We start from the raw sequence: 24,661 nt of genomic DNA, 5'->3' as shown, positions 1-24,661 counted from the left end.
CGGGGGGGGGGGGGGCGCCCCTACCCCCCCCCCCCTCCCCCCCCGGCGGGGGGGGGGCCCCCCCCCCGGCGGGCGGGCGCGGGGGGGGGGGGGGGCCCCCCACCCCTCAGCCGTGTGCGGGAATGACAGGGGCGGGGTCGCACCCACGACCCCGCCCCTCTTTCATCCCCTCCGGTCAGGAGGCATCCGCCTCCGACGCGTCGGCCAGGACGGACCGACGACGCCACACCATCAGCACACCGAGCGCGAGGAGAAGCGCGGCGGCGATGCCGACGGGCACCACGGGGAAATCGGAGCCGGTCGACGCCAGGCCATCGGGGCCGGCCGCAGCCGCTCCACCGGCGGGGCCACCGTTCGACCCACCGCCCGGCCCACCGTCGGTCGGTGCTGCCGTCACGGTGACCGCGAGCGACGCAAGCCCCGAGGGGCCGGTGGCGGTGAGCGTGTGCTCTCCGACATCGACCGAGTCCGGAATGGTGACGATCGCGGCGGCCGTGCCGTCGGCGCCGATCGTGAGGGTGGCGAGGAGGACGGGCTCGGAGTGCAGCACCAGCTCGACCTCCTCACCCGCGACGAATCCGGCGATGTCGATCGTCGTCGGCACGCCGATCCGCAGCGCACCCCCCTCCACCGAGATGCTCCGCGCGGGGGTCTCGCCCTCGCCCGGATCCACCTCGGCGATCGCGGTCGAGAGCACTCCCGCGACCTCTTCCACCGCCACCTGGGTGACCTCGGCATTGCCGGAGCCGGGGGTGGTGCGGTTCACCTTCGCGACGAGCGCCCGAGCGTCGTCGAGGGCGGCATCGAGCGCGGCATCCGACACCGACGCGGCGAGCGCATCGCCCTCGGCGATCAGGGCTTCGATCTCGCTCGTGTCGACGATCTCCACCGTGACCCGCACGGGGTTGCCCGCACTGAACTCGAAGATCAGCCCCGAGGTCCCGAGCATCTTGTCGGCGTAGAAGGCCGGGGTCAGCCGGTAGACGCTGACGCCCTCCGCACCGGCGGTGACGGTGTAGTCGTCGGCGTCGAGCGATCCGACGACCGCTCCCGACGTCGTGACGTAGCGGATCGCGTCGAGCGTGGCGCCGTCGGCATCCGCGGTGAACTCCACCAGGTTGTTCGGGTTGTCGGCCTGCGCGGGGTTGCGGTCGAACACGCCGATCGCGGGCGTGACGACCGGCTGGGCGTCGTCGGCGTTGCGGTAGACCGAGATGCGCGTGAGCGTGGGCTTGTAGACCTCGCCGGGCAGCATGCTCGTGATCGAGAGGCGCAGCTTCGACGAGGTGACCGTGCCGAAGCCGTCGATCACGGCGTCGCGACCGATGCCCGAGTCGCGGGTGACGAACGCCTCCCACTGCTCGGTCTCGGCATCCCAGCTCTGCAGCGTGAAGTCCTTCACGCGCAGACCCGTTCCGGAGTCCGTGAACTCGTCGAGCACGACCTCGTCGAACGCGGTCTCGGCGCCGAAGTCGATGTCGATCGTCAGCGGGAACGTGGCGTCGTCCGCGGCCGCCCAGCGGGTGGTCGGGTCGCCATCGACGAGCTTGTCGGCCGAGAGCACGAAGTTCTGGTGCGGATGCGTCGAGCTCGCCGTCGCGGTCTTGCCGAGGGCCAGGTCGACGCGGGTGTCGACGCCCTCCTCCTCGATCGGGTCGTCGTCGACGGGGTTCGTCACCACCGGGCCGTTCGCCGTCTCGTGCAGACCGATGTCGGGGGCGTCGCCACGGTACGAGGGGTCTCCGAAGAAGTCGAACTCGCCGATGCGCTCGTTGTAGCGGCCGGCGTCGACCAGCGGCGAGGCGTCGTCGAGTCGGAAGATGCTCGCCGACTGCCGGATGTTCTCGACACCGGCGCCCTGCGCATAGTCGGCGGGGTCACCGACGAAGAGCGGGTCGCCGATGACGGCCCGGTCGTCCTTCGGCTGCTGCGTCGAGTACTCGCCGCTCGCCTCGTAGTAGGCGTTGTTCGAGAAGACCGCGCGGTCGAGGCCGCCCGGCTTCGCCGCCCACGTGGTCGTGTCGGTCGTGGAGGTGTTGTAGAAGATGTTGTTCGCGAAGTAGACGCGGTCCTTCAGCACCTCGTCGTGCACCGATTCGAGGATCGACCCGTCGTAGACGAACACGTTGTTGAGCACGTACGTCGGCGAGTAGTTGCTCGACAGCATGTTCTTCCAGATCACGCCGTTGTCGTTGACGCTGAGGTTGTACCGGGCGACGGAGTTTCCGCTGTTGCCCATGTACGCCATCCAGCCGCCCTTGTTGTCGTGCGAGTAGTTGTACTCGTAGGTCACGTCGAAGTTGGTGAACTCGAGGTCCCACGGGGTGGCGTCGTACTGGTTGGCCGGCCCGTCGTAGATCTCGTTGAACCGCATGACCGACTCGGCGCCGGCCCAGAGGTAGAGCCCGGCCGAGACCTGCTCGTAGCGCTGCAGCCACCCGTTGGCCTCGTTGTACTCGGCGAGCAGGTTCTTCGTGTTCGCGAACTGGTACGGCCCCTGGCCGATGCTCTCGGCGTAGTTGTGGGCGATGTGCACGTTGCGACTGTAGAGGTCGCGGTCACGCACCCAGAGCTGCTCCCACCCCTCGTGGAACTTGCCGGTCTCGTCGTTGTATCCGACCTGGTCTCCGAACCAGTTGAAGCCGAACTGGATGGCGTGCAGCTCGACGCGCTCGAACGTGTTGTTCACGATCTCGATGTCGCGGAAGTAGTGGCCGCCGGTCGCGTACGCGCCGTACTGCTGCGAGCCGAACACCTGGAAGTTCACACCGCCGTAATGGATGCGCTGCCAGATGCTCGGGCCGTCGATGTCGTGCACGTGGAGATCGCGGATCACGATGCCGTCCATGATCGTGTCGGCACCGGCGGGGAGCAGATCGGCGTTGATCGAGACCGAGACCCCGTCGCGCACGTAGGAGCCGCGCGTGATGTCGGTGGCGAAGTCGTCGTCGTTGCTGAGCTCCAGGTTCGCGATGTGCACGTACTCCTGGTTGCGCAGGTTCACGGCGCCGGTGAGGCCGACGGTCTGGACGTTCTTGGTCGTGCCCGACGTGAAGGGGCTGGGCACGTTGCCGTTGGTGGCGATGTAGGGCAGTCCGTCCTCCGGGTCGCCGTAGGCGTCGATGACGATGGGCTTGCCCGCCTCGCCCGATCCCTTGGGCCAGAGCTGCTGGTCGCTCCACGTCTCGCCGCCCTTGAGCAGGATGCGGTCGCCGGGGAGGAAGGTGGTGTCGTTGGCCTTGGCGAGCGACTTCCAGGCGGTCGCCTCGGAGGTTCCGGATGCCGCATCGTCGCCGCCCGTGGCGTCGAGGAAGTAGTCGGTGCCGCCGTAGGGGTTGGCCGTGGCGCCCGCCCAGCCGGCGTCGGTGACGTCGGCGACGGCGGGGGCCGCGGCGACGCCGGCGAGGGCGGTCGTCGCGAGGATGCTCGTGAGGGCGAAGGCGCCGAAGCGTCGACCTCGATGTCTCGGGGGGCGGTGTCGTGTCATTGCGGGTCCCTTCTTCGGAGGTTGCTGCGGGGGCAGGACGGCGGGGGCCGTCAGTCGGAGACGTTCTGGTGGGCCCGGGCCTCGGCGATCGCCGCGGTGAGCTTCTCGTCGAGCAGGACGCTGCGGATGCGTTCGCGGTAGCGCTCGTAGGCGGCGTCGGCATCGACCTCGCGGGCCTCGACGCGGTAGGCCGCCCAGCCGGATCGCGAGGGTTCGGGACCCGCCGTTCCGCCGATGTCGGCGGCGCGGATCGCGGCGGCGGTCTCGGGGTTCCACAGGCCGTCGACGAGCTCGGCATCCGCGACGGTGATCGTCTCGACCTGCACGTCTGCGGTGTCGCCCGTGGCCAGTGCGCGTTCGAGGATCGCCTGCGCCGCGGCCGGGTCGGCCGCATCGGTGCGGAGGCGGGTGAGGGTGTGGGTCGTCGCGGCGGATGCCCACTCCGACGACTCGGCATCGAAGCGCGCGCGCACCTCATCGTCGCCGACGGCGAAGCGGGGGTCATCGGAGGAGAGGAGCGCGCGGGCGGTCGCCTCCCGGATGTCGGTGAGGCTCTTGGAGTAGAACGTGCGGGCGCTGTAGGAGATCGGGCCGTAGACGACCTCGCCCGCGCGCTGCGCCTCGGCGCGTGCGGCGTTGACCTCGTCGAGCGCATCGAGGATGTCGGCCGGGCGCTCGAGGTCGGTCGTCCCGACCGCGCGGGCGATCTCGAGGAGCGCCAGGTCGTCGCGGAGGGAGTCGATCGCCGCCGCGCGCACATCGGCGTCATCGCCGCCGGCCTGCTCGGCCGCGCGGCCGGCACGATCGATGCCGATCGCGAGCTCGTCATCGGTGAGCACGATCCCGTCGATCTCGGCGCGGGCCGGCGATGACACGGCCAACGGAATCGCCACCGCGGCGACCGCCGCGAGAGCGAGCACACCCGCACCCCAGGCGGCGAGTCGCCGCCGATGCTGCCGTCTGTCCACGCTGTCTCCCTCGTCGGATCCGTGTTCAGGAGGATGGCACAGATTGTGATGGATCACAACCGTTGCAGACGACTCTCCTCAGAATCCATGATTCCTCGGAATCTCAAGAGTGATATCGATGCCAATTTGCCCCCATAATGGATCTCATGCCTTCTGCACTCGTCACTCCCGCGTCTGACGCGACCGTTCCGGCGCCCGCCGCGCCGACGCTCTCCTGGGCCGGGAACCGCCTCCTGCGCGAGGGCACGCGCACCCGCATCCTCGCCGGGTCGCTGCACTACTTCCGCGTGCATCCCGACCAGTGGCGCGACCGCCTCCAGCGGCTGCGCGACCTCGGCCTGAACACGGTCGACACCTACGTGCCCTGGAACTTCCACCAGCCGGGCCCCGACGACGCACCCGACTTCACCGGATGGCGTGACATCGCCGCGTTCCTGCGGATCGCGGCCGAGGTCGGGCTCGACGCGATCGTGCGCCCCGGACCCTACATCTGCGCGGAGTGGACCAACGGCGGCCTGCCCACGTGGCTCACGGCATCCGGCATCCCCCTGCGCACCGCCGACCCGCGCTTCCTCGACGCGGTCGACGCCTGGTTCGCCGCTCTGCTCCCCCGCCTCACCGACCTGCAGGCCAACGTCGGCGGCCCGGTGATCGCCGTGCAGGTCGAGAACGAGTTCGGCAGCTACGGCGACGACCCGTCGTACGTGGCCGAGGTCGCGCGGCTCCTGCGCGCGCACGGCATCACCGAGATGCTCTACACGGCCGACGGTCCGACCGACCTCATGCTCGACGCCGGCATGCTGCCCGACACGCTCGCCGCTCTCACGCTCGGCTCGCAGCCCGGCGCCGCGCGCGAGCTCATCCGCCGTCGCCGCCCCGACGAGCCCTTCTTCGTCGCGGAGTTCTGGAACGGATGGTTCGACCACTGGGGCACAGCCCACCACGTGCGCGGCACCGCGAGTGCGGCCGGCACGCTCGCCGGCATCATCGAGGACGGCGGCAGCGTCAGCATCTACATGGCCCACGGCGGCACCAACTTCGGCCTCTGGTCGGGCGCGAACCGGGTCGACGGGCGGTTGATGGCGACGACGACGAGCTACGACTCCGACGCGCCCATCGCCGAGGACGGCACGCTGACGCCGAAGTTCTTCGCGATGCGCGAGGTGCTCGGGGCCACTGAGCCGGTGCGCAGCGCCCAGCCCGAGTTCCTCGCGCCCCAGCGGATCGACGTCGCGCGCGGTGCCGACCTGCTGTCGGTCCTGGATGCCGCCGCCACGGGGCCCCGCCGAGTCGCGGCCGCGAGCAGCTTCGAGGAGCTCGGCACCGACGACGGCTTCGTCCGTTACACGGCCGACACGCTCCTGCCCGATCGCGAGCTGCGCCTGGTCTTCGAGCGCATCGCCGACCGCGCCTTCGTCTTCGTCGACGGAGAGCCCGTCGGCGAGATCGAGGAGCGCGGCGAGATCGTCGTACGCGGTCGCGGCGCCCGCGCCCGCATCGTCGTGCTGGTCGAGAACCGCGGACGCGTGAACTACGGATCGTCGATCGGCGAGCGCAAGGGGATGCTCGGCCCCGTCCTGGTCGATCGCCGGATCGTGCAGCACTGGGAGGCATCCGCCGTCGACCCCACGACCTTCGACCTCGAAGCCCTGCGTGCACCCGCGCAGCCCGACACTCAACGACCCGGTCTCGCCACGGCATCCTTCGAGATCATCGGCGCCGTGCGCGACACCCACCTCGCCCTCCCGGGCTGGGGCACGGGACTCGTCTGGGTCAACGGGTTCCTGCTGGGCCGCTACTCCGAGGTCGGACCGCAGCAGACGCAGTACGTGCCCGCACCCCTGCTGCGCGCCGGCACGAACGAGATCGTGCTCCTCGAGCTGCGCCGCCGCGGCGGGGCGCTCGAGTTGCGGGCGACGGCCGAGCTCGGCCCCGAAGAGGAGTACGTCGAGGAGTTCTGAGCGTCAGCGCGCGGGCGGCGCCGTGCTGCCGCGCACGATCAACTCGGGCGCGATGTGGGCGTTGCGCTGCTCGTCGGCGTCGCCGTCGAGTTCGGCGATCACCCGCTCGACGGCGAGTTCGCCCATGCGCTCGAACGGCTGGCGCACCGTCGTGAGCGGCGGCGACAGATACTGGGCGACCGGGATGTCGTCCATGGCGACTACCGAGATGTCGCCGGGCACGTCGCGCCCCAGCTCGCGCAGCGCGTGGATCACGCCGATCGCCATCTCGTCGGACGACACGAACACGGCCGTCGCGTCGGCCACCCGGCCGAGCACGAGCCCGAGCTGATAACCGGACGCCGGGGTCCAGTCCCCGTTGAGCACGGGGGGCGCGGTCTTGCCGGCCTCCGCGAGCGCCGCGGCCCACCCCTGGGTGCGACCCGAGGCGTCCTTCCAGTTCGCCGGACCGGCGATGTGCCACACGGTCTCGTGCCCCAGATCGATGAGGTGCTGCGTGGCCAGTCGCCCGGCGGCCTCCTGATCGAGGTCGACCACGACGTCGGCCGCGGAGGTGTCGGCGTCGATGACCGCCGTCGGGATGCCGTGGACGGCCTTCGCGAGTGCGGGCTCGTCCCAGATCGGGACGGCGATCACGAGGGCGTCGACGCCCTGGTCGCGCAACCGCCCGATGCCGCCGGCGATCGCCGCGGCCGAGACCGAGGTCGTGCCGGCAGAGGAGACGAAGTAGCCCCGGGCGCGCGCGGCGCGATGGATGCCGAGCATGATCGAGCTCGCCGCGTACTGATCGGATTCGTGGGTGAGCACGCCGATGGTCATGCTGCGACCCGTGACGAGGGCGCGCGCAAGACCCGTGCGGCGGTACCCCGTGCTTTCCACGGCGTTCTCGACCTGCAGTCGGGTCACCTCCGAGACGTTGGGGTGATCGCGGAGCACGCGCGAGACGGTCTGCGGAGACACTCCCGCCAGGGCGGCGACATCCGCCATGGTCGGAGGGCGGACGCGGCCCGCGCTGGTGGTCTTCGGCATATCCGTTCCGGTGGGATCGACAGCGCCCCTGGTGGCGTGTTGCCTCATGTTAGCGGATGTGATCGGTGCCGCCGCGGAGGTCACCAGGCACCCGTCCGACGGAACACCCGCACCTGCGAAAGGGCCACGGGACCGCGGCATCCGACGATCTCGACCTCGACCGCGCGCACTCCGTCGACCGCGGCATCGACGATGCGCTGAGCACCCACCGACGCGCCGCTTCGCTCCGCGAGCACGGCGCCGTCGGCGCCGCGGAAGCGCACGACGAAGCCGTCGATGCGCTGACCCTGCACGATGTCCTCCCGCAGCGCGACGCCGGCGATGTCGGCATCCGTCTCGAAGCGCAGCACCACGGATGCCGGCACGTCGTCGGCCTCGACCCGCCATACCCCGCCGGGCCCGGGCGCCGCCGACAGCGGCGACGCCGAGAACTCGGCCACGGCCGTCGCGGCGATGTCGCTCTCGTCGAGCGAGCGGATGAGCTCGCCGAGTCGCGCGAGCATCACGCGGTCGGACTCGGCGATGTGGCCGGTGGCCGCGGGCGGCACATTGAGCAGGAACGTCGCGTTGCCGCCGACGCTGCGACGGTAGATCTCGAAGAGCTCCTCGGGCGAACGCACCGCGTCGTCCTCGGCGGGGTGGTGGAACCATCCCGGTCGCGTCGAGGTGTTCACCTCCGCCGGGTACCAGACCAGCGGATCCGTCGACGCGAGGAGCGCGTCGCGGCCACCGAGGTCCTCCTCATCGCTGCGCACCAGGCGCGAGAAGAGACCGTCGTCGACCTGCTGCGAACGCGACGCGGTCGACTCCGCCTCGCGGAGCGATGCCGGGACGACGCTCCATTCCTCGGGGCGGGTATCGCCGGCCTCGTTCCCGCACCACCGCACGTCCGGACCGCACACGCTGATGACGGCGTCGGGCTGCAGGCGGCGGACGAGTGCGTAGTAGCGGTCCCAGTCGTAGTACTGGCGTCGCCCGTCCGCACCCTCGCCGTTCGCACCGTCGAGCCACACCGAGAAGATCGGCCCGTAGCCGGTGAGCAGCTCGGTGAGCTGGGCGACGAAGAAGTCGTCGTACGGCGTGCCGGTGCCGTAGGTCGCCTCGGTGCGGTCCCACGGAGAGAGGTACACCCCGAACGCGAGCCCCTCGGCGGCGCAGGCATCGGCGACCTCGCGCACGAGATCGCCCGAGCCGCCGCGCCAGGGGCTCGCCGCGACAGTGTGCGCGGAGTGCGCGCTCGGCCACAGGGCGAAGCCGTCGTGGTGCTTGCAGGTGAGGATCACCGCGGTCATCCCGGCGGCGGCGAGGTCGCGCACCCAGGCGCGCGCATCCACATCGGCCGGGTCGAACAGCGCGGGGTCCTCGTGCCCGAGTCCCCACTCGCGATCGGTCATCGTGTTCATCCCGAAGTGCAGGAATCCGTAGAACTCCCGACGCTGCCAGGCGAGCTGGCGTTCGGTGGGCACGACGGCGGCGGCCTCGGCCAGACGGGCGGCCTCGGTCGGACGGGATGCCGCAGTCAACGGTGCCTCCTGTTGAAGATCGCGAGCTGCGCGATGAGCACGGCGAGGGCGCCGAGCATCGTCAGCAGCTGGGGCCAGCCGGTGGTCTGCTGGGCCACGATGATGGTCGTGATCGCGGCGACGAAGACGACGGCGTGGAGGATGCCGACGACGAGCGCCTGCACGTCGATCACACGACGGGGAGTGGGACGACCGGTCATTTGATGCCTCCCCCGCCGACGGACTGCAGCAGTCGGCGCTGGACGATGAGATAGAAGACGATGACGGGCACCATGACGATGACCATGCCCGCGTAGAGCTGGCCGTAGTCCGCCGCCGCGCGCTGCGCCTGGAACAGGTTGAGGAGCCCGACCTGGACCGTCTTGTTCTCGCCCGGCATGAGGGTGAGCGAGATGATGAAGTCGTTCCAGTACGCCAGGAAGTTGAACAGCAGCGCGGTGTTGATCACGGGCGAGGCGAGCGGGAGCATCACCGACACCATCGTGCGCAGCCGGGAGCTGCCGTCGAGCGTCGCCGCCTCTTCGTACTCGACCGGGATGGTGCGGAAGAACGACGTCAGCAGGTAGATCGTGAACGGCAGCGAGGTGGCCGCGTAAACGAGTGCGAGCACCGCGAGGTTGTCGATGAAGAAGCCGCCGCGGAGGACGTCCTTCAGGGCGCGATCCCAACCGAGCAGCATGAGGAAGATCGGGATGACGATGTAGTTGACGTTGATGAACAGACCGGCGAGCATCAGCACCTCGACGACCGACTTGCCGCGGAAGTCGAAGCGGGCCATCACATAGGCGGCGGGCACCGCCACGACCAGGCAGATCGCGAGGGCGAGCGCCGTCACGAGCACCGAGTTGACGAAGTACTCGCCGATGCGGGCGTTGACGAACGCCTGCACGAAGTTCTCCCAGTGCACGCCGAGCGGGATCGCCCAGGGGCTCTCGTAGAACTCGGGCTTGGTCTTGATCGAGGCCATGAAGACCCAGGCGACCGGGATGAGGATGGCGAGGGAGATCGCGCCGAGCAGGATGTTGACCAGCACGCGGTAGGTGCGATCGCTCGCCGCGCGGCCTCGGGTCGGGGTGAGGAAGGCCATCAGAACTGCTGCACCTCTCGCTTGGTTGACCGGTTGATGATGAGCGCCAGGGCGAACGAGAAGAGGAAGATCACGACGCCGATCGCCATGCCGTACCCGTAGCTGGAGTTCGTGTACGCCTGCTTGTACATGTAGTTGAGCAGCACGTCGGAGGAGCCGTTGGGGCCGCCGTCGGTCATCGCCCGCACGAGCACGAACGCGAGGTTCACCGACGAGATGATGAAGAACGTGAGCGTGGTGCGCAGGGTGCCCCACACCAGCGGCAGCGTCACATCGAAGAAGCGACGGAAGGCACCGGCGCCGTCGAGCGCGGCCGCCTCGTAGACGTCGGCGGGGATCGAGCTCATCCCGCCCATGTAGAGCAGCACGTAGTAGCCGAGCGACTGCCACAGCATCGCGAGCGCGATGCTGTACATGATGATCTTCTCGTCACCCAGCCACACCTGGGCGAGGTTCTCGAGGCCCACGGTGCTGAGCGAGCCGTTGATCAGACCGTTCTTCTGGTCGTAGACGGCGGAGAAGATCGCCGCGACGACGACGATCGAGAGCACGCTGGGCAGGTACAGCACGAAGCGGTAGAAGTTGCGGGCACGGATGCGCGGGTTCACCATGATCGCCGCGATGCCCAGCGCCCCGGCCATCGTCACGATCGTCACGATCACGAGCAGCAGGATCGTGTTCTGGAACGAACGCACGAACTGCATGTCGCCGAGGAGGGCTGTGAAGTTGTCGAAGCCGATGAACGTCTGCGAGCCTCCGAAGCCGGTCCACTGGAACAGCGACATGCGGAAGACGTCGATGGTCGGCACGACCATGAAGACGACGTAGAGGACGAACGCCGGGAGCAGCGAGAACAGGATGAAACGACCGCGACCTCGGTGCATCGCGGAGCGGGTGTGGGCCACGGGGGTGTCCTTCGGGCGTGGGGATGGAAGCGGGGCCGCCGACGGATCGGCGGCCCCGCGGGGTGTCACTGTGCGGCGGCGCCGAGCTTGTTGCTGGCGTCGTTCACCGCGGCCTGCCACTCGTCCAGGCTCATGGTGCCCGAGATCACGCTGTTGGCCGAATCGAAGAGCGTCGCCTTGAGGTCGACGCCCGGCACCGGGGTGGTCGCGGCGAAGCTGCCGACGAGCGCCTTGACACCATCGCCGGAGTACCCGGCGTAGAACTCCGCCGAGTCGCCCGTGAGTCCGTCGGCGAGTCCGACGATCGGCTGGATGGCACCGGTCGCGGCGAAGATCTCAGCCGCCTCATCGGAGTAGAGGAACGCGAGGAAGGTCTTCGCCTCCTCCTTGTGCGTCGCCTCGGCCGGCACCCACGCCGACTCGACGAAGGTCGTGAGGTAGCGCTCGCCGCCGGCTTCGGGGGCCGGCACCGCGGTGAGACCCCAGGTGAACCCGTCGCTGCGCGGAGCGTCCGCCATCTCGTTCGCGATCCAGGTGCCGTTGGGCATGAAGATCGCGGTGCCGTCGAGGATCGTCTGCTGGTTCTTGGTGAAGTCCTGGCCGTTGGCGTAGCCGACGGTCGTGGGCGCGGTGTACTCGGTGAGCAGCTCGGTCGTGAGCTCGAGCACCTCGCGAGCCTCCGGCTGCATCCAGACGTCTTCCTCGTAGGTCATGACGTCGGAGTAGAAGTCCTCGCCGCCCGCTGCAGCGAGGAGCGAGAAGAAGTAGGAGTCGAGGTAGCCGGCGGTCGGGTAGGTGAAGAGCGAGATGCCCTCGGCCTTCGCGGCCTCGCCGAGTGCGAAGAACTCGTCGAAGTCGGTGGGCACCTCCCAGCCGTGCGCGTCGAGGAGGCCCTGGTCGTAGACGAGCCCCGTCGGGGAGGCGAACATCGGCAGGAGGTAGACGCTGTCGTCGCCGTAGGGGTTGGTGTTGAGGTTGCCGACGATGCCCTCGGTGAGCTTCTCGCCGACCGTGACGTCTTCACCCGGGACGGTGAGGTCGAGCACGTCGGAGAGGTCCTCGAGACCGCGGTCGCGGATGAAGCCCTCGGTGAAGCCCTCCTTGGCGCCCTGTCCGAGCACGACGACGTCGGGATAGTCGCCCGCGGCCACCTGAGGGGTGAGCTCCTGAGCGAGGGTCTTGCTGGTGACGAGCTCGACGTCGATGTCGGGGTTCGCCTTCTCGAACGCGGCGACGACGTCGGCGTACATCTCGGCACCGTAGCCGCCTTCGAACGCGGCGACCTTGAGCGTGTCGCCGGAATCGGCGTCCTGCCCTCCGGCACCGCTGCAACCGGCGATGAGCGAGACGCTGGCGATCATGGCGACCGCACCTGCGATGGTCTTCTTCTTCACGGGGGTCCTCTCGGGTTTCTGCATGATCATCGACCGGGCGAGCGTGCAGCCCGGTGCTGTCGTGATCGGGTGTGAGACTTCGTCGTTCCGCGGCTCAGAGAGGAGCCGTGGAGATAGTGTGTCACACTTTGGCATCGATGCCAACATAAACATCCGATGTATATATTCGATGCGCGAATGGAGCGCCCGCACGCGCTGAGGAGTCGAGACACGCCGCGCGCGCGAGCGCGGTTGCGGCGTGTCTCGACCCCTCGGGTGTCGGAGCGTCAGTCCTCGGACGACACAGCGAGCCCGCGGCGTCGTGCGACGAGCAGTCCGCCGGCGGCCAGCAGCAGCAGCGCAGCCGCGAGCGACCACCCCAGCACCAGACCGGTCGCGGCGAGATCGCCGTCGGATCCCGAGCCGCCTCCACCGGCGCCCCCGTCCGAGCCACCGCCGGGAGTGCCGGGCTCCCCGGGCTCCCCAGGTTCTCCGGGCTCACCCGGATCCACCGGCACCGCGGTGACCTCCCCGGCGAAGGCACGGGTCGATGCCTCGCCGATCCCGTTGTCGGCGGCGACCGTGAAGGCGTACGCACCGACCGTCGTCGGCGCGCCCGCGAGCGCACCGGTGGCGGGATCGAGGGTCACGCCGTCGGGCAGGGCCCCGGCCACGACCGCATACGTCGGGGCCGGAACACCGGATGCCTGCAGGGCGCCGCTCACGGTCGCACCGACCACGAGCGCGGGGACCTCGCCCCGGATCGCGCCCGGGGCGGCGTCGTCGACGGCCCCCGGAGCGAGCACGCGGAGTGCCGTGAGGCCCGGGTCCCCGGTCTTCCACGCGGTGCTCAACGCCACGTAGCGCGCGGTCTCATCGACGGGCACGGCACCGTGGGCCGTTCCCGCCTCGATCGTGCCGACATCGCGGAACGTGACGCCGTCGTCGCTCACCGACACGGCGGCGGCGGGGGCATCCGATCCGTCCCACAGCGTCGTGACGGTGCCGATCGGCTGCGCGGACCCGAGATCGGTCACCATGCGGCCGTCGACGCCCGGCGTCCACGACGTCGTCTCGTCGCCGTCGACCGCACCCTGCGGCGAGGTCATGCCCTCGGGCAGGACGGATGCCGGGAACGTCAGCGTGCTCAGCGCCCGGTCGGGCACCGGGAACGGCGTCGCACCGGGGAAGCTCGCGGCGGCGGCCACGACGGGCTCGCCCACCGGCAGCGCCCGTGTCTCGCCCGTCTCGGCGTTCGTCACCTCGAGGGTCGGTGCCGCGGCGGATGCTTCCGCTCGCGCATCGGCGGCGGCATCCGCGATTCGGATCGTGCGTCCGTCGACCACCGAGACTCCGACGCCCGCGGATCGCGCGACGTCGGTGGGGACCGTGGCGCGCGGAGCGAGCACGACCGCCTGCCCGGCCGGAACCGTGACCCGGAGGGTCGAGGCATCCGCGCCGAGCGTCTGCTCCCCCGCGAACAGCGACACCGTGTCGCCGACGTACGGGATCGTGACGTCGGTCGTCACCTCGGTGCCGGACAGGTTGAACGCGCTGAGGTAGCCGCCCAGCGAGCTGACCAGCAACCCCTCGGCCGACGGCTGCGGCGCGGCGTCCTGAGCCGCCGTCGCCGCAGCGTCGCCCGGCACCATCTCGACGAGCAGCGGGCGATCGCCGCCGCCGAGCCGGAGCGCGTTGATGCCGGGCTTCTCGGCCGACACCGTGATCGGAGCCTGGCCGCCGCGCACGACGAACCCGGCCCGATCCTCGACGTTGATCCACGACCCCTCCGTCGAGGTCACCTCGTCGCCGGTGTACCGGAAGCTCGCGGCGTCCGTCCACGTCACGCCATCGGCGGAGGTCTGGATGCGGTACTCGCGACCGGCCGAGGCCTCCCACCCCAGCTGCACCTGGGCGATCGCCGTCGGGGCGCCGAGGTCGACCTGGATCCAGGAATCGGTGCGCGTGCGGTCGGCGCGCGACACCGCCCAACGCGAGGCCGCGTCGTTGTCGGTGACGCTCGAGGGCGCACGGCCCGTGTCGGCGCTGGATGCCGTGGCCGGCTTGCCCGCCGCCGCATCGACGCCGGCCGCGGTCAGCGCGCGCATCGTGTACAGCGAGTAGCCGTAGGCGGGGTCGCCCTGCACGCCCTGCATGCGCACGAAGCGGGTCTCGACGGGTGCGGGCGCGGTCGCGCCGGCGGGCGTCAGGTCGACCGTGTCGAGGCGGGCGACGTTCGCGTCGACGCCGCCCGTGCGAGCGGTCTGAGTGGTCCAGGTCTGGCCGTCGACCGAGGTCTGCACGAGGTAGCGCTCACCCGCGCTCGCCTCCCACGCCAGACGGACCGCGGAGACGGTGCGCTCGCTGCCGAGATCGACCTGGATCCACGAGTCGGCACGCGTGCGATCCGCGCGCGCCACCGCCCACCGGGTCGTCGGGTTCGCGTCGGTCACGGTCGCGGCGAGGCGCGCCGGGTCTTCGCTCGATGCGGTCGCGGGGCGACCGGCGGCGAGGTCGGTCGTGGCCTCGGCATCCGCACCGTAGGCGTGGAACGAGTACAGCGAATAGCCGAACTGCGCGTTGCCCTGCTGGCCCTGCATGCGCACGTAGCGCGCCGGCACCGGATCGAACGACAGGTCGTCGACGCGGGCGGCGTTCGCGTCAGCGGGGTCCGGCGGCGTCACGACGGGGAGGGTGTCGGTCGCCGAGCCCTCGGCCGTGACGTACGTGCGCGAGCCGTCGAGGCCGTTGTACCCACCCATGTCGAGGTTGCGCACCGACACCGAGCCGTCCTGCCAGCCCGCCCCCGTCGACGCGTAGAGCGCTGCGCCGTTCGGCAGGGTGACCTGCCCGGCGTAGCCGTCGCCGATGCGGAACACCGAGGAGGTGCCCTCGAAGCCGTCGCGCGGGGTCGTGAAGGTGCTCGTGCGCCGGTCGTCGACCGTGGCGGCCGAGTTCGGGTAGAGGTACGGAGTCGCGCCGGAGAGGGCGAACAGCCACGAGTCGTGGCTCGGCACCCACGGGAACTTCAGGAACCCCTTCTTGCTGGATGCCGCGGCCCAGGCATCCGCCGTCTGCTGCACCGAGAGCCCGGGACCGGCGCCGAAGTCGCGCACGCCCGCGAGCCGGGCGAAGAACTCGTCCTGCGGGGTCGGGGCGACCGGCCCCTCCTCGGACTCGGCGGCCGCGACGTGCAGGAGGTACGAGATCGCGATCTCGGCCCGCGCCTCGGGCTCGTACTTCGGCTCACCCGAGAACTTCGCGAGGCGATCGACCGGGGCGTAGGCCTGATACGCCTCGAGCGAGGCGGCCATGTTCGCCTCGGCCCGCACGGCGTCGGGGTCGCGCAGCACCTGACCGAGGAACGCCATCGGGATCACGTCGCGCCCGTACAGGTACTCGCGGTCGTTGACCATGGGCATGAACGGCTCGCCCTGGTTCGACATCACCATCTTGATCGACTCCCAGAGCTCCGCCGAGTTGGGCTGGTGCTTCAGGTATTCGGGGATCGGCTGGCCGTTGAGCACGAACTGGATCGCGTTGCGTCCGCCCGAGCGCCAGATGTCGGACTGGTAGTGCGGCCCGAACGACCCGTGGTTCTCGACCAGGTACGTGTCGTAGATCGTCTGCATCGTGTTCGTCGACACGGGCTTGCCGGCGACGATCGCCGGGTTGTTGAGGTCGGCGGTCGGCTGGCCGGCGGCGTTGCGCGCCCAGTCGCCGAGCTGCTCGTCCCAGCGCGCAGCATCCGCGTGATCGGGCGCCCAGGCCAGCCCCGGGGCGAGGGCCTGCGTGTAGACACCGGCCTCCTCCTGCGCGGTGTCCCCCTCGTGCTTGCCGGTCGGCCAATCGGCGGTCCACGAGCCCGAGAGCGGGTCGTTGCCGTAGTTCAGATCGGAGGTGTACGCGGACTGCCCGACCGCGATGGTCTCGAGGTTCTTCTGCGTCGTGGCGTCGAGCTGGTCCCAGAGCACGCGCCCGGCGTCGAGGAAGTACGACTGGAACGTCGAGTCCCAGAAGAGCTTCTTGCCCCAGGTGCCGTTCGGATCGACGAAGCGGTTCTTCGCGGCGTAGTAACGGATCGTGTCGACCGTGCGCTGCTGCAGCTGCTCCTTCGGGATGCCCGTGACGGAGGCGTCGTACTCGCCGTGCGTGAGGATCACGGCGTTGCCGAGCACGACGGCGAAGTTGAAGTCCTTGAACTGATAGGCGCCGATGGCCGGATCCCAGACCGTGTTCACCCAGCGCGTGTGGCGCAGCAGGGCCGCGTAGTAGTCGGCGGCGATGTCGTCGGGGGCGCCGAAGGCCGCGGTCTTCACGACCGGAGCGGCGGATGCTTGCGCCGCGGGCGCGAGGGCGGCGATCGGGGCGGCGAGGGTCGCGGCGAGGGCGAGGGTGACGGTGCGCTTCAGGATGCCGAGGCGACGGGGGCGGGCGGTCGCGCGGGCGGCGCGGGCGGTCGCGCGGGAGGTCGCGCGGTGGGGGCGGTCGGTCGCGCGGGTGGGGCCGGAGCGGGCCATGGGGTGTCTCCTGGATTCAGCGGGCTTCGGCGGCGCCGCGTGCGGATCGACAGGAGTCACATCGGGAGATTCGGAATGACAACGCTGTCAGAACGGGGTGGAGCAACAGTAACCCGCACGTCGCGGGCGCGTCAAGAACCGGTTTACCCCGGTGGATGCCGCGACGACGCTCGGTCGCGCGAGGCGCGCTTCGGGAGGAGATCTCCGTCTCAGGAGGAGAAACAGGAGGGATTTCTCCTCCCCACGCCGAGATCTCCTCCCGAAGCGGTGGGTCAGACGGCGGGGAGCGAGGGAACCGCGTCGATCAGCAGGCGCGTGTACGCGTCGGCCGGGGCACGGAGCACCTGCGAGGTGCGACCCTGCTCGCGCACCACACCGCCCTGCAGCACCACGACCTCGTCGCAGACCTCCTGGATCACACCGAGATCGTGCGAGATGAAGAGGTATCCGACACCGGTCTCGGCCTGCAGACGCGCGATGAGCTCGAGGATCTGCTTCTGCACCGCCACGTCGAGCGCCGACACCGGTTCGTCGAGCACGACCACCGCGGGCTCCACGGCGAGCGCCCGGGCGATGCCGAGCCGCTGGCGCTGACCGCCCGACAGCGACGAGGGCCGCCGGTCGGCGAAGTCCGCCGGGAGTCCGACACGCTCGAGCCAGTCCCGCACGCGCGCACCGCGCTCCGTGCGCGACAGGGACGGATGCCGCAGCCCGATCGCCTCGTCGAGAAGGCGTCCCGCGGTCCAGCGCGGGTCGAAGGACGACCCCGGATCCTGGTAGACGAACTGCACGTCGCGCGGGTCGTCGCTCGCACGGCGCACGGTGCCGGCATCCGCGGTCTCGAACCCGGCGAGGATGCGCGCGACCGTCGTCTTGCCCGACCCGGACTCGCCCACGACGCCGAGCGACCGCCCGCGGCGCACGGCGATCGAGAGGTCCTTCACCGCGGGGCGCGTCGCGCCACCCGGCAGGCGGAAGGTCTTGCTCACGTGCTCGACGGCGAGGACGACGTCGGATGCCCCGGACGCCTCCACTGCCTGCACAACTTCGGAGATCTGAGGCGACACCCCGGAGATCGGATGCTGCGCCCCGGCGTGTCCGGTCGAATCTCCGAAGTCGTGCGGGGCCGGGCCGCTGTCGAACCGCGGGGCCGCGTCGATGAGGGAGCGGGTGTACGGATGCTCGGGGTTCGACAGGACGTCGGCGGTCTCGCCCTTCTCGACCACGGCGCCGCCCTGCAGCACCAGCACGCGGTCGGCGAGCTGCGACACCACGGCGAGGTCGTGACTGATGAGCAGCAGCGCGATGCCCTGCTGCTTGAGCTCGCTGAACAGGGCGAGGATCTGCTTCTGCACCGACACGTCGAGCGCGGTCGTCGGCTCGTCGGCGATGAGCACGGCGGGGTCTCCGGCGAGCGCGGTGGCGATGAGCGCGCGCTGGCGCTGACCGCCGGAGAGCTGCGCCGGACGCTCGTCGATGCGCGTCTCGGGATCGGGCACGTGAGTGCGGCGCAGCAGTTCGAGCGCACGTTCGCGGCCGGCCCGTCCACGCGGTCCGCCGGTCGCGGCGATCGCCTCGCGCACCTCCTTGCCCACCGTGCGCAGCGGGTCGAGCGACGACAGGGCGTCCTGCAGGATGTACCCGATGCGGCGGCCACGGATGCGGCGCCAGCGGCGTTCGGAGAACCGTCGCGCGTCGACGCCGTCGATCTCGAGCACCGCGGCATCCACCCGGGATCCCGCGCCGACGAGTCCGAGCAGGCTGCGCGCGCTGACGGACTTGCCCGATCCCGACTCGCCGACCAGCGCGACGCACTCGCCCGGGCCGATCTCGAAACCCACGCCCTCGACGGCCGTGCGACCTCCGAACGACACGGTCAGGCCCTCGACCCGGATCAGCGCGTTCATCCGCGACCCTCCAGACGTGCCTGCAGGCGACGACCGAGCACGGTCGTGCTGATGACGAAGAGGGTGATCGCGAGACCCGGGAACACCGCGGCCCACCACCCCAGCGTGAGGAAGTTGCGCGCGTTCGAGAGCATCGAACCCCATTCGGGAGTGGGCGGCGGGCTGCCGAGACCGAGGAACGACAGGGCGGCGCCGGCGAGCGTCGCACCGCCGAGGCCGATCGTGGCGATCACGACGACCGGGCGCACGGCGTTCGGCAGCAGGTGTCGCCCGAGCACGCGGGCGCGCGACAGCCCCATGCCTCGCGACGCCTCGATGAAGGTCGAGGTGCGCACGCGCAGCGTCTCCCCGCGCACGACGCGCACGTAGTACGGGATGCCGGCGATGCCGATCGCGATGGTGGCGGTGGCGAGTCCTCCACCGAAGAGCGCCAGGATGAGGATCGCGAGCACGAGCTCGGGGAACGCCGCTCCGATGTCGGTGAGCCGCAGCGTCACGGTCGAGATCACCCGGTTCGACAGCCCGGCGACGAGGCCGAGGATCGTCCCGAAGAAGAGCGAGATGACGACGGCGCCGAACCCGAGCACGAGCGAGCTGCGCGCACCGAAGACGATGCGGGCGTAGACGTCGCGTCCGATCTCGTCGGTGCCGAGCGGATGCCCCGGCCCCGGAGGCGCGAGGATCAACGCCCGATCGGCGGCGAGCGGGTCCTGTCCGGTGAGCAGCTGCGGCCACAGCGCGGCGAGCACGAACAGCACCAGCACCAGCGCGCACAGCAGCGTGCCGATGTCTGCGGCCAGGCGCACCCAGCCGCGCCAGCGCACGTGCTGCCGGGCGGTGACGGCCTCGGCGACGACTCCCCCGCTCATGCGGTGGCCTCCGTTCGGTCGGCGCCCGTAGGGTCGGATGCCGCAGCGGCGGCGTCGTCCTTCGACGGGGCGATCACGCGGTCGGCGTCGCGCACCCGCGGATCGACGAGCGCGTACGACAGGTCGACGAGCGTGTTCACGAGGATGAACACGGCGGTGCCGACGAGCACGACGCCGATCACGACCGGGATGTCCTGCGAGGCCACCGAGTCGACGAGCAGCCGCCCGAGTCCCGGACGGCTGAACAGGGTCTCGGTGATCGCGGCGCCACCGAGCAGGGCCCCGAACGAGAACCCGAGCATGGTCAGGTACGGCACCGCGGCGTGACGGAGCGCGTGCCGCACGGTCACGGCGAGCGACCCGAGACCGCGCGCACGGGCCGAGAGGATGAAGGGCTGCTCGAGCGCATCGTCGAGCGACTGCCGCAGCACCTGCAGCAGCAGGGCGGCCGTCGGCAGCGCGAGGGTGAGGGCGGGGAGGACGAGCGAGCGCAGATCACCGCTGTCGAGGATGGGGAGCGCGCGCAGCCACACGGCGAACACGAGCATCAGCACGAAGCCGAGCCAGAACACCGGGGTCGACGCGAGCACGAGTTCGACGCCCGAGGAGATCCAGCTGGGCAGGCGGCGACCGGCGGTCAGCACACCGCCGGCGAGCGAGATCACGACGGCGAGCACGATCGCGGCGAGCGCCAGGGCGATCGTCGGACCCGCCTGCGCGGCGAGCAGCGGGGCGACCGGTTGCTCCTGCACGTACGACATGCCGAGGTCTCCGCGCAGCAGACGACCGAGGTAGAGGAAGTACTGCACGATCAGCGGCTCGTCGAGGTGGTACTCCTGCCGCACGACGGCGAGAACCTCGGGGCTGATGTCGACCTGCTGCTGACCGGCGCCGAGGATCGCGAACGCCGGGTCGACCGGCACGAGCCGCAGCGCGAAGAACGTGAGGGTCGCCGCACCCCAGAGCGTGATCAGGCTCACGCCGAGACGGCGCAGTACTCGCCAGACCGTGCTCATGTCGTTCCTCCTCCGTGTGCGTCTCGGGGCGGGACCCTTCGACAAGCTCAGGGACCCAGTACCGGGGCGGGACCCTTCGACAGGCTCAGGAAGAGCGACCGCCCTGGGTTGCTGAGCCTGTCGAAGCATCCCAGGGCGGTCACCCCGCGAGACTCAGTTCTTCCAGGCGTCGAACAGGTACGGCTGCGGCCACGCGTAGTCCCACGCGACGCCGTGCACGTTCGGCTGCCACGCCACCACGCGGGCCCGCGAGTACAGCGGGATCGACGGGGCGAGCGAGGGCAGCAGCTCCTGCGCCTGGCCGTAGAAGTCGGCGCGGGCGGCCGGGTCGGCGCTGGCGCGCGCCTGGGCCAGGATGCCGTCGAGCTCGGCATCCGCCAGGAACGACGCGTTCGAGCCGATCGACGAACCGTCCGACACGTTGTCGCCGCCGTACAGGCGCCACAGCTGCATGCCGGTCGCCTCCGACTGGAACGACGGCATGATGCCGTACTCGCCGGTGTACAGGCGCTGCGAGAAGTCCGCCGCCGGAACCGGCTGCAGCACGAGCTCGAAGCCGAGCTCCTTCGCGTCGATCTGCACCTGCTCCAGCGTGCGCTGGGCGAGCTGGTCGTTGTCGGCGTAGGGCACGGTGGTGCTCAGGCGCTCGCCGTCCTTGGTGCGGTAGCCGTCGGCATCCGTTCCCGTCCAGCCGGCCTCGTCGAGCAGCGCGCCCGCGGCATCCGCGTCGAACTCGATGACGTTCTCGAGGTCGGTCTTGTAGTCGGGCGTCGTGGTCGCCAGGTACTCCTGCACGGGGTACGCGCCGAAGGTCGCGCTCTTGACGATCGCCTCGCGGTCGATGCCCGTGAGCAGCGCGCGACGCACGTTCACGTCGTCGAACGGCGCGGTGCGCGTGTTCAGGTGCAGCGTGAAGCCGACACCCGGCAGCAGGAATTCGTCGGACTCGTAGCGGTCGTCGGCCTTGACCTCTTCGGCGTACTCGGGAGCGATGTAGTCGACGATGTCGGCCTCGCCCGTGAGCAGCGCGTTGTAGCGCGTCTGGTCCTCGGGCAGGAAGCGGTAGGTGATCTTGTCGAGGTACGCGGCGCCCTCGTGGGTGCCCTCGGGGCCCCAGTCGTAGTCGTCGTTGCGCACGTAACTGATGCTCTGACCCTTGACCCACTCGTCGAAGACGAACGGACCGGTGCCGACCACGGTCGACGCGAGCGAGTCGGGGTCGTCGAGCAGCTGTGTCGGCGACACGATGCCGAAGTACGGGGCGGCGATCAGCGTGAGGAAGCTCGACTCCGGCTGCTCGAGCGTGATGCGCACGGTGTACTCGTCGAGCACCTCGGCCGTCGGGCCCAGCTTCGCGACCGAACCCGTGGACTTGTTGGCCGGGTCGGCGACGTAATCGAAGTTGACCTTCACGGCCTCAGCGTCGAACGGGGTGCCGTCGTGGAAGGTCACGTCGTCGCGCAGCGTGAACGTGTACACGCGGGCGTCGTCGGACACCTCCCAGTCGGTCGCGAGCCACGTGCCGTAGGTGCCGTCGCCGTTGTCCCACACGAGGGAGTCGACGACCGGGGTCAGCACGTGCGCGCCGCCCATCTGGTCGACGAGCGGGTTGAGCTGCGGCGGTTCGGAGCGAGCCGCGACGACGAGGTCGCCGCCGGTGACGGGCTCGCCGTTGTCACCCGAGGACTCGGGGGCGGCCGAGGCGCAGGCGGTCAGGGTCAGAGCGGTGACGACGGCTGCTGCGACGGCAGCGCCGAGGCGACGGGGGATTCCGGATGCCACGATGGGTCCTCTCGGGTCGGCACGGGCTTCCGACGCTATCCAGGCCCGCGGATGCCGGTCGCCCCGGGCTACACAGGGCGACACCGTGCGTCAGATTGCGTCACACGGGTGAGTTGCGAGGGCGAGTGGGCTAGGGTCGGCGCCCTTCGTCTCGTCGCTTCGCTCCTCGCTCAGGAACCGGGAAGCCCGAGCAACTCCCGCCGGAGGCGCTCGAGTCGCACGGCGGCCTGCAGGCGGAACCGGTACTCGGCATCCGCGGGGTCGCCGTCGAGCAGCGTCCAGATCCGGTCGAGCCGCTGCTGCACCGTGTTCGTGTGCACGCGCAGCGCGGTCGCGGCACCCTGGCGGCTCTCCCCCGCGTCGAAGTACGCGACGAGGGTGTCGACGAGCGCCGTGCCCCGCCGTTCGTCCCACGCGCGCACCGGCCCGAGCACCCCGTCGACGAACCGGGCCGCCGCCTCCGGCTCCCCCGACGAGAGCACGTGATACGGCGCGAAGTCGTCCGACCGCACGGTCGCCCCCGACACCCCGAGCGGTCCCAGGAACCGCAGATCGCGCACCGCACGCTCGGCCGACGCGCGCAGCGCCTGCGCCCCGTCGACCGTCGCGCCGACGACCGCGGTGACCGACGGATCGTCGAGCCGCTCGGCGAGGATCCGTCGAACCCGCTCGGTCGCGGCCACGAGACCGGCCCCGGCCCCGGGCCCGTCGACGGATGCCGTCCACGCGACCACGAGCCCGTGTTCGCGCACCGCGACGAGGCCGTGGTCGCCGACGGCATCCGCGGCCACCGTCAGCGCCCCCTCGCGCCCGCGCCCATCGATCGCCGCCACGCCCACGAGCGGGTGCACGACCTCGCTCGAGAGAACGGATGCCTCGGCCGAACCGTCGAGCACCGCACCGAGCACGCGTGCACGGCGCTCGGCGCGGATCGCCGAGACGGCATCGCGTTTGAAGGAGACGAGTGCGGCGACCTGCGCGGCGCGCTCGAGCGTGGGGCGGGCGACGTCGTCGGGCACGGCGTCCTCGTCATCGGCGACCATCGCACCGAGCGCCCGGTCGGCACCGAGGATCGCGACCACCAGCCACCGGCGCTCCCCGTCGACCACCGCGACCGCATGCCCGCTCGCCCGGCTCTCCCGGATCGCATCGGTGAGGGGCCTGCGGCGCGGCAGGCCCGCACGGGCGTCCGCTCCCGCATCGAGGGGAAGCCCCGTCTCGTCGACCGCGCGCACGCGCCGCCCGAGGCGATCCGACACCGTCGCGACGAGATCGATCAGGGTCGCGCCCGAGACCACGGCGGCGGTGAGCTCTTCATGGATGCCGCCGACGATCTGCGTCGCGGCGAGGTGGCGCTCCAGCTCGGCGTACGCCTCTTCGGCGCGGGCGCGGGCAGCCGCGTTCTCGGCCAGCACGCGGGCGCTGTGCAGCACGGCCGCGGCATGATCGGCGAACGCCGAGAGCAGCAGCACCTGGTCGGGCGTGAAGTCGTGGGCGAACCGGTTGCAGGCGAACAGGGCCCCGAGCACCTCGTCGCCGACGGCCAGCGGCACGCCGAGGAACGAGACGAGTCCCTCGCGCGCGACCGCATCGTCGATGGAGGGGTCGTGCGGAGCATCCGCCATGCGCGTGTACTCGCGCACCCAGACCGGTTCGCGGGAGTCGGCGACCAGGCTCGCGAGGCCGTACCCGGCGGGCACGAGCAGGTCGCGGAACTCCGGGGTCACCGTGCCCGCCGAATACCGCACGCGCAGATCGCCCTGCGCGTTGTCGACCTCCGAGAGGTACGTGACGTCGGTGCCCATGAGTTCGTGCGCGCGCTGAACGAGGCGGCGCAGCACATCGGTCACGTCCTGCAGTCGCACAAGTTCTCGCGCGGTCGAGAACAGGGCCTCGAGTTCGACGGTGCGCCTCCGCAGCCGCGCGGTCTGCTGCTGCGACTCCTGCACCGCGGCGAGGATCTCCTCGACATCGGATGCCGCGGCATCCGCCTCGGTGAGCAACTGCGTGAGCGCGAGCATCCGCTCCCCCGGCTCGGCGCGCGCGGCCGCGACGACCTCGCGCACGAGCGCGGACGCGGTGTTCTCGGCCATGAGGCTCCTCTCACCCCCACCTTCCCACGGGCCCGGTTTCCGCCGGGTATCTGCGCGATGCCGCCGGAGGATCGCGGATCCCGTCGAGACCCACCGATCGCGTCGAGACCCACCCTCCGCGACGTCGGGCGTGAGGGGTTT

Annotated in this window: 15 protein-coding genes; 1 reads left to right on the top strand and 14 read right to left on the bottom strand. The window is 70.7% G+C overall.

Annotation, left to right across the window (positions count from 1 at the left end; genetic code table 11):
- Positions 1 to 175: 175 nt before the first annotated feature.
- The gene (locus ACI2JZ_RS08330) at positions 176 to 3,487 is read right to left on the bottom strand and encodes a discoidin domain-containing protein (protein WP_404597183.1); all 3,312 of its coding nucleotides are present in this window, start codon (positions 3,485 to 3,487) and stop codon (positions 176 to 178) included.
- 50 nt (positions 3,488 to 3,537) lie between these two features.
- Complete coding sequence (locus ACI2JZ_RS08325; protein WP_404597182.1) at positions 3,538 to 4,455, bottom strand: peptidyl-prolyl cis-trans isomerase; 918 nt, start codon at positions 4,453 to 4,455, stop codon at positions 3,538 to 3,540.
- A 146-nt stretch (positions 4,456 to 4,601) separates the two neighbouring features.
- Between ACI2JZ_RS08325 and ACI2JZ_RS08320 the strand changes: the two genes are divergently transcribed.
- Positions 4,602 to 6,416 (top strand): beta-galactosidase family protein, encoded by a 1,815-nt coding sequence (locus tag ACI2JZ_RS08320; protein WP_404597181.1) that lies wholly within the window; start codon positions 4,602 to 4,604, stop codon positions 6,414 to 6,416.
- Positions 6,417 to 6,419: 3 nt separating this feature from the next.
- On the opposite strand, the gene ACI2JZ_RS08315 is transcribed toward ACI2JZ_RS08320, so the two are convergent.
- From ACI2JZ_RS08315 to ACI2JZ_RS08260, 12 genes are all read right to left on the bottom strand, one after another.
- Positions 6,420 to 7,445 carry a LacI family DNA-binding transcriptional regulator gene (locus ACI2JZ_RS08315; RefSeq protein ID WP_247624309.1) on the bottom strand — a complete coding sequence of 342 codons (1,026 nt, stop codon included), beginning with the start codon at positions 7,443 to 7,445 and terminating at the stop codon, positions 6,420 to 6,422.
- A gap of 80 nt (positions 7,446 to 7,525) precedes the next feature.
- Positions 7,526 to 8,968, bottom strand: a complete 1,443-nt coding sequence (locus tag ACI2JZ_RS08310; protein WP_404597180.1) for an alpha-L-fucosidase — start codon at positions 8,966 to 8,968, stop codon at positions 7,526 to 7,528.
- Positions 8,965 to 9,168, bottom strand: coding sequence for a DUF6903 family protein (locus ACI2JZ_RS08305; RefSeq protein ID WP_247624307.1), 204 nt, complete (start codon positions 9,166 to 9,168; stop codon positions 8,965 to 8,967). The genes ACI2JZ_RS08310 and ACI2JZ_RS08305 overlap by 4 nt, the downstream gene beginning before the upstream one ends.
- Positions 9,165 to 10,055: a carbohydrate ABC transporter permease gene (locus ACI2JZ_RS08300; RefSeq protein WP_247624306.1), complete on the bottom strand. Its 891-nt coding sequence runs from the start codon at positions 10,053 to 10,055 to the stop codon at positions 9,165 to 9,167. Before ACI2JZ_RS08300 ends, ACI2JZ_RS08305 begins: the two co-directional genes overlap by 4 nt.
- On the bottom strand, positions 10,055 to 10,960 hold the full coding sequence (locus ACI2JZ_RS08295; RefSeq protein ID WP_247624305.1) for a carbohydrate ABC transporter permease: 906 nt from the start codon (positions 10,958 to 10,960) through the stop codon (positions 10,055 to 10,057). The genes ACI2JZ_RS08300 and ACI2JZ_RS08295 overlap by 1 nt, the downstream gene beginning before the upstream one ends.
- Positions 10,961 to 11,025: 65 nt before the next feature.
- On the bottom strand, positions 11,026 to 12,354 hold the full coding sequence (locus ACI2JZ_RS08290) for a carbohydrate ABC transporter substrate-binding protein (protein ID WP_404597179.1): 1,329 nt from the start codon (positions 12,352 to 12,354) through the stop codon (positions 11,026 to 11,028).
- 266 nt (positions 12,355 to 12,620) lie between these two features.
- Positions 12,621 to 16,853, bottom strand: coding sequence for a discoidin domain-containing protein (locus ACI2JZ_RS08285; protein ID WP_404597178.1), 4,233 nt, complete (start codon positions 16,851 to 16,853; stop codon positions 12,621 to 12,623).
- A gap of 272 nt (positions 16,854 to 17,125) precedes the next feature.
- On the bottom strand, positions 17,126 to 18,760 hold the full coding sequence (locus ACI2JZ_RS08280; protein ID WP_404597177.1) for an ATP-binding cassette domain-containing protein: 1,635 nt from the start codon (positions 18,758 to 18,760) through the stop codon (positions 17,126 to 17,128).
- On the bottom strand, positions 18,757 to 19,629 hold the full coding sequence (locus tag ACI2JZ_RS08275; protein WP_247624301.1) for an ABC transporter permease: 873 nt from the start codon (positions 19,627 to 19,629) through the stop codon (positions 18,757 to 18,759). The genes ACI2JZ_RS08280 and ACI2JZ_RS08275 overlap by 4 nt, the downstream gene beginning before the upstream one ends.
- Positions 19,626 to 20,645 (bottom strand): ABC transporter permease, encoded by a 1,020-nt coding sequence (locus ACI2JZ_RS08270; RefSeq protein ID WP_247624300.1) that lies wholly within the window; start codon positions 20,643 to 20,645, stop codon positions 19,626 to 19,628. Before ACI2JZ_RS08270 ends, ACI2JZ_RS08275 begins: the two co-directional genes overlap by 4 nt.
- Before the next feature lie 153 nt (positions 20,646 to 20,798).
- Complete coding sequence (locus ACI2JZ_RS08265) at positions 20,799 to 22,427, bottom strand: ABC transporter substrate-binding protein (protein WP_247633637.1); 1,629 nt, start codon at positions 22,425 to 22,427, stop codon at positions 20,799 to 20,801.
- Between the two features lie 170 nt (positions 22,428 to 22,597).
- Positions 22,598 to 24,520 (bottom strand): helix-turn-helix domain-containing protein, encoded by a 1,923-nt coding sequence (locus ACI2JZ_RS08260; RefSeq protein ID WP_404597176.1) that lies wholly within the window; start codon positions 24,518 to 24,520, stop codon positions 22,598 to 22,600.
- Positions 24,521 to 24,661 lie beyond the last annotated feature (141 nt).

The sequence above is a fragment of the Microbacterium sp. NPDC087868 genome (genome assembly GCF_044900755.1).
GTDB lineage: Bacteria > Actinomycetota > Actinomycetes > Actinomycetales > Microbacteriaceae > Microbacterium > Microbacterium galbinum.
Note: the sequence above shows the minus strand (reverse complement) of the source record. Positions and strands in the feature narration are given on the sequence as shown.

What these genes read in the sequence shown, in the direction of transcription:
- ACI2JZ_RS08330 (WP_404597183.1), bottom strand. Translation starts at nt 3,487, where the DNA reads ATGACACGACACCGCCCCCCGAGACATCGAGGTCGACGCTTCGGCGCC.
- ACI2JZ_RS08320 (WP_404597181.1), top strand. Translation starts at nt 4,602, where the DNA reads ATGCCTTCTGCACTCGTCACTCCCGCGTCTGACGCGACCGTTCCGGCG.
- ACI2JZ_RS08315 (WP_247624309.1), bottom strand. Translation starts at nt 7,445, where the DNA reads ATGCCGAAGACCACCAGCGCGGGCCGCGTCCGCCCTCCGACCATGGCG.
- ACI2JZ_RS08305 (WP_247624307.1), bottom strand. Translation starts at nt 9,168, where the DNA reads ATGACCGGTCGTCCCACTCCCCGTCGTGTGATCGACGTGCAGGCGCTC.
- ACI2JZ_RS08300 (WP_247624306.1), bottom strand. Translation starts at nt 10,055, where the DNA reads ATGGCCTTCCTCACCCCGACCCGAGGCCGCGCGGCGAGCGATCGCACC.
- ACI2JZ_RS08285 (WP_404597178.1), bottom strand. Translation starts at nt 16,853, where the DNA reads ATGGCCCGCTCCGGCCCCACCCGCGCGACCGACCGCCCCCACCGCGCG.
- ACI2JZ_RS08280 (WP_404597177.1), bottom strand. Translation starts at nt 18,760, where the DNA reads ATGAACGCGCTGATCCGGGTCGAGGGCCTGACCGTGTCGTTCGGAGGT.
- ACI2JZ_RS08275 (WP_247624301.1), bottom strand. Translation starts at nt 19,629, where the DNA reads ATGAGCGGGGGAGTCGTCGCCGAGGCCGTCACCGCCCGGCAGCACGTG.
- ACI2JZ_RS08270 (WP_247624300.1), bottom strand. Translation starts at nt 20,645, where the DNA reads ATGAGCACGGTCTGGCGAGTACTGCGCCGTCTCGGCGTGAGCCTGATC.
- ACI2JZ_RS08260 (WP_404597176.1), bottom strand. Translation starts at nt 24,520, where the DNA reads ATGGCCGAGAACACCGCGTCCGCGCTCGTGCGCGAGGTCGTCGCGGCC.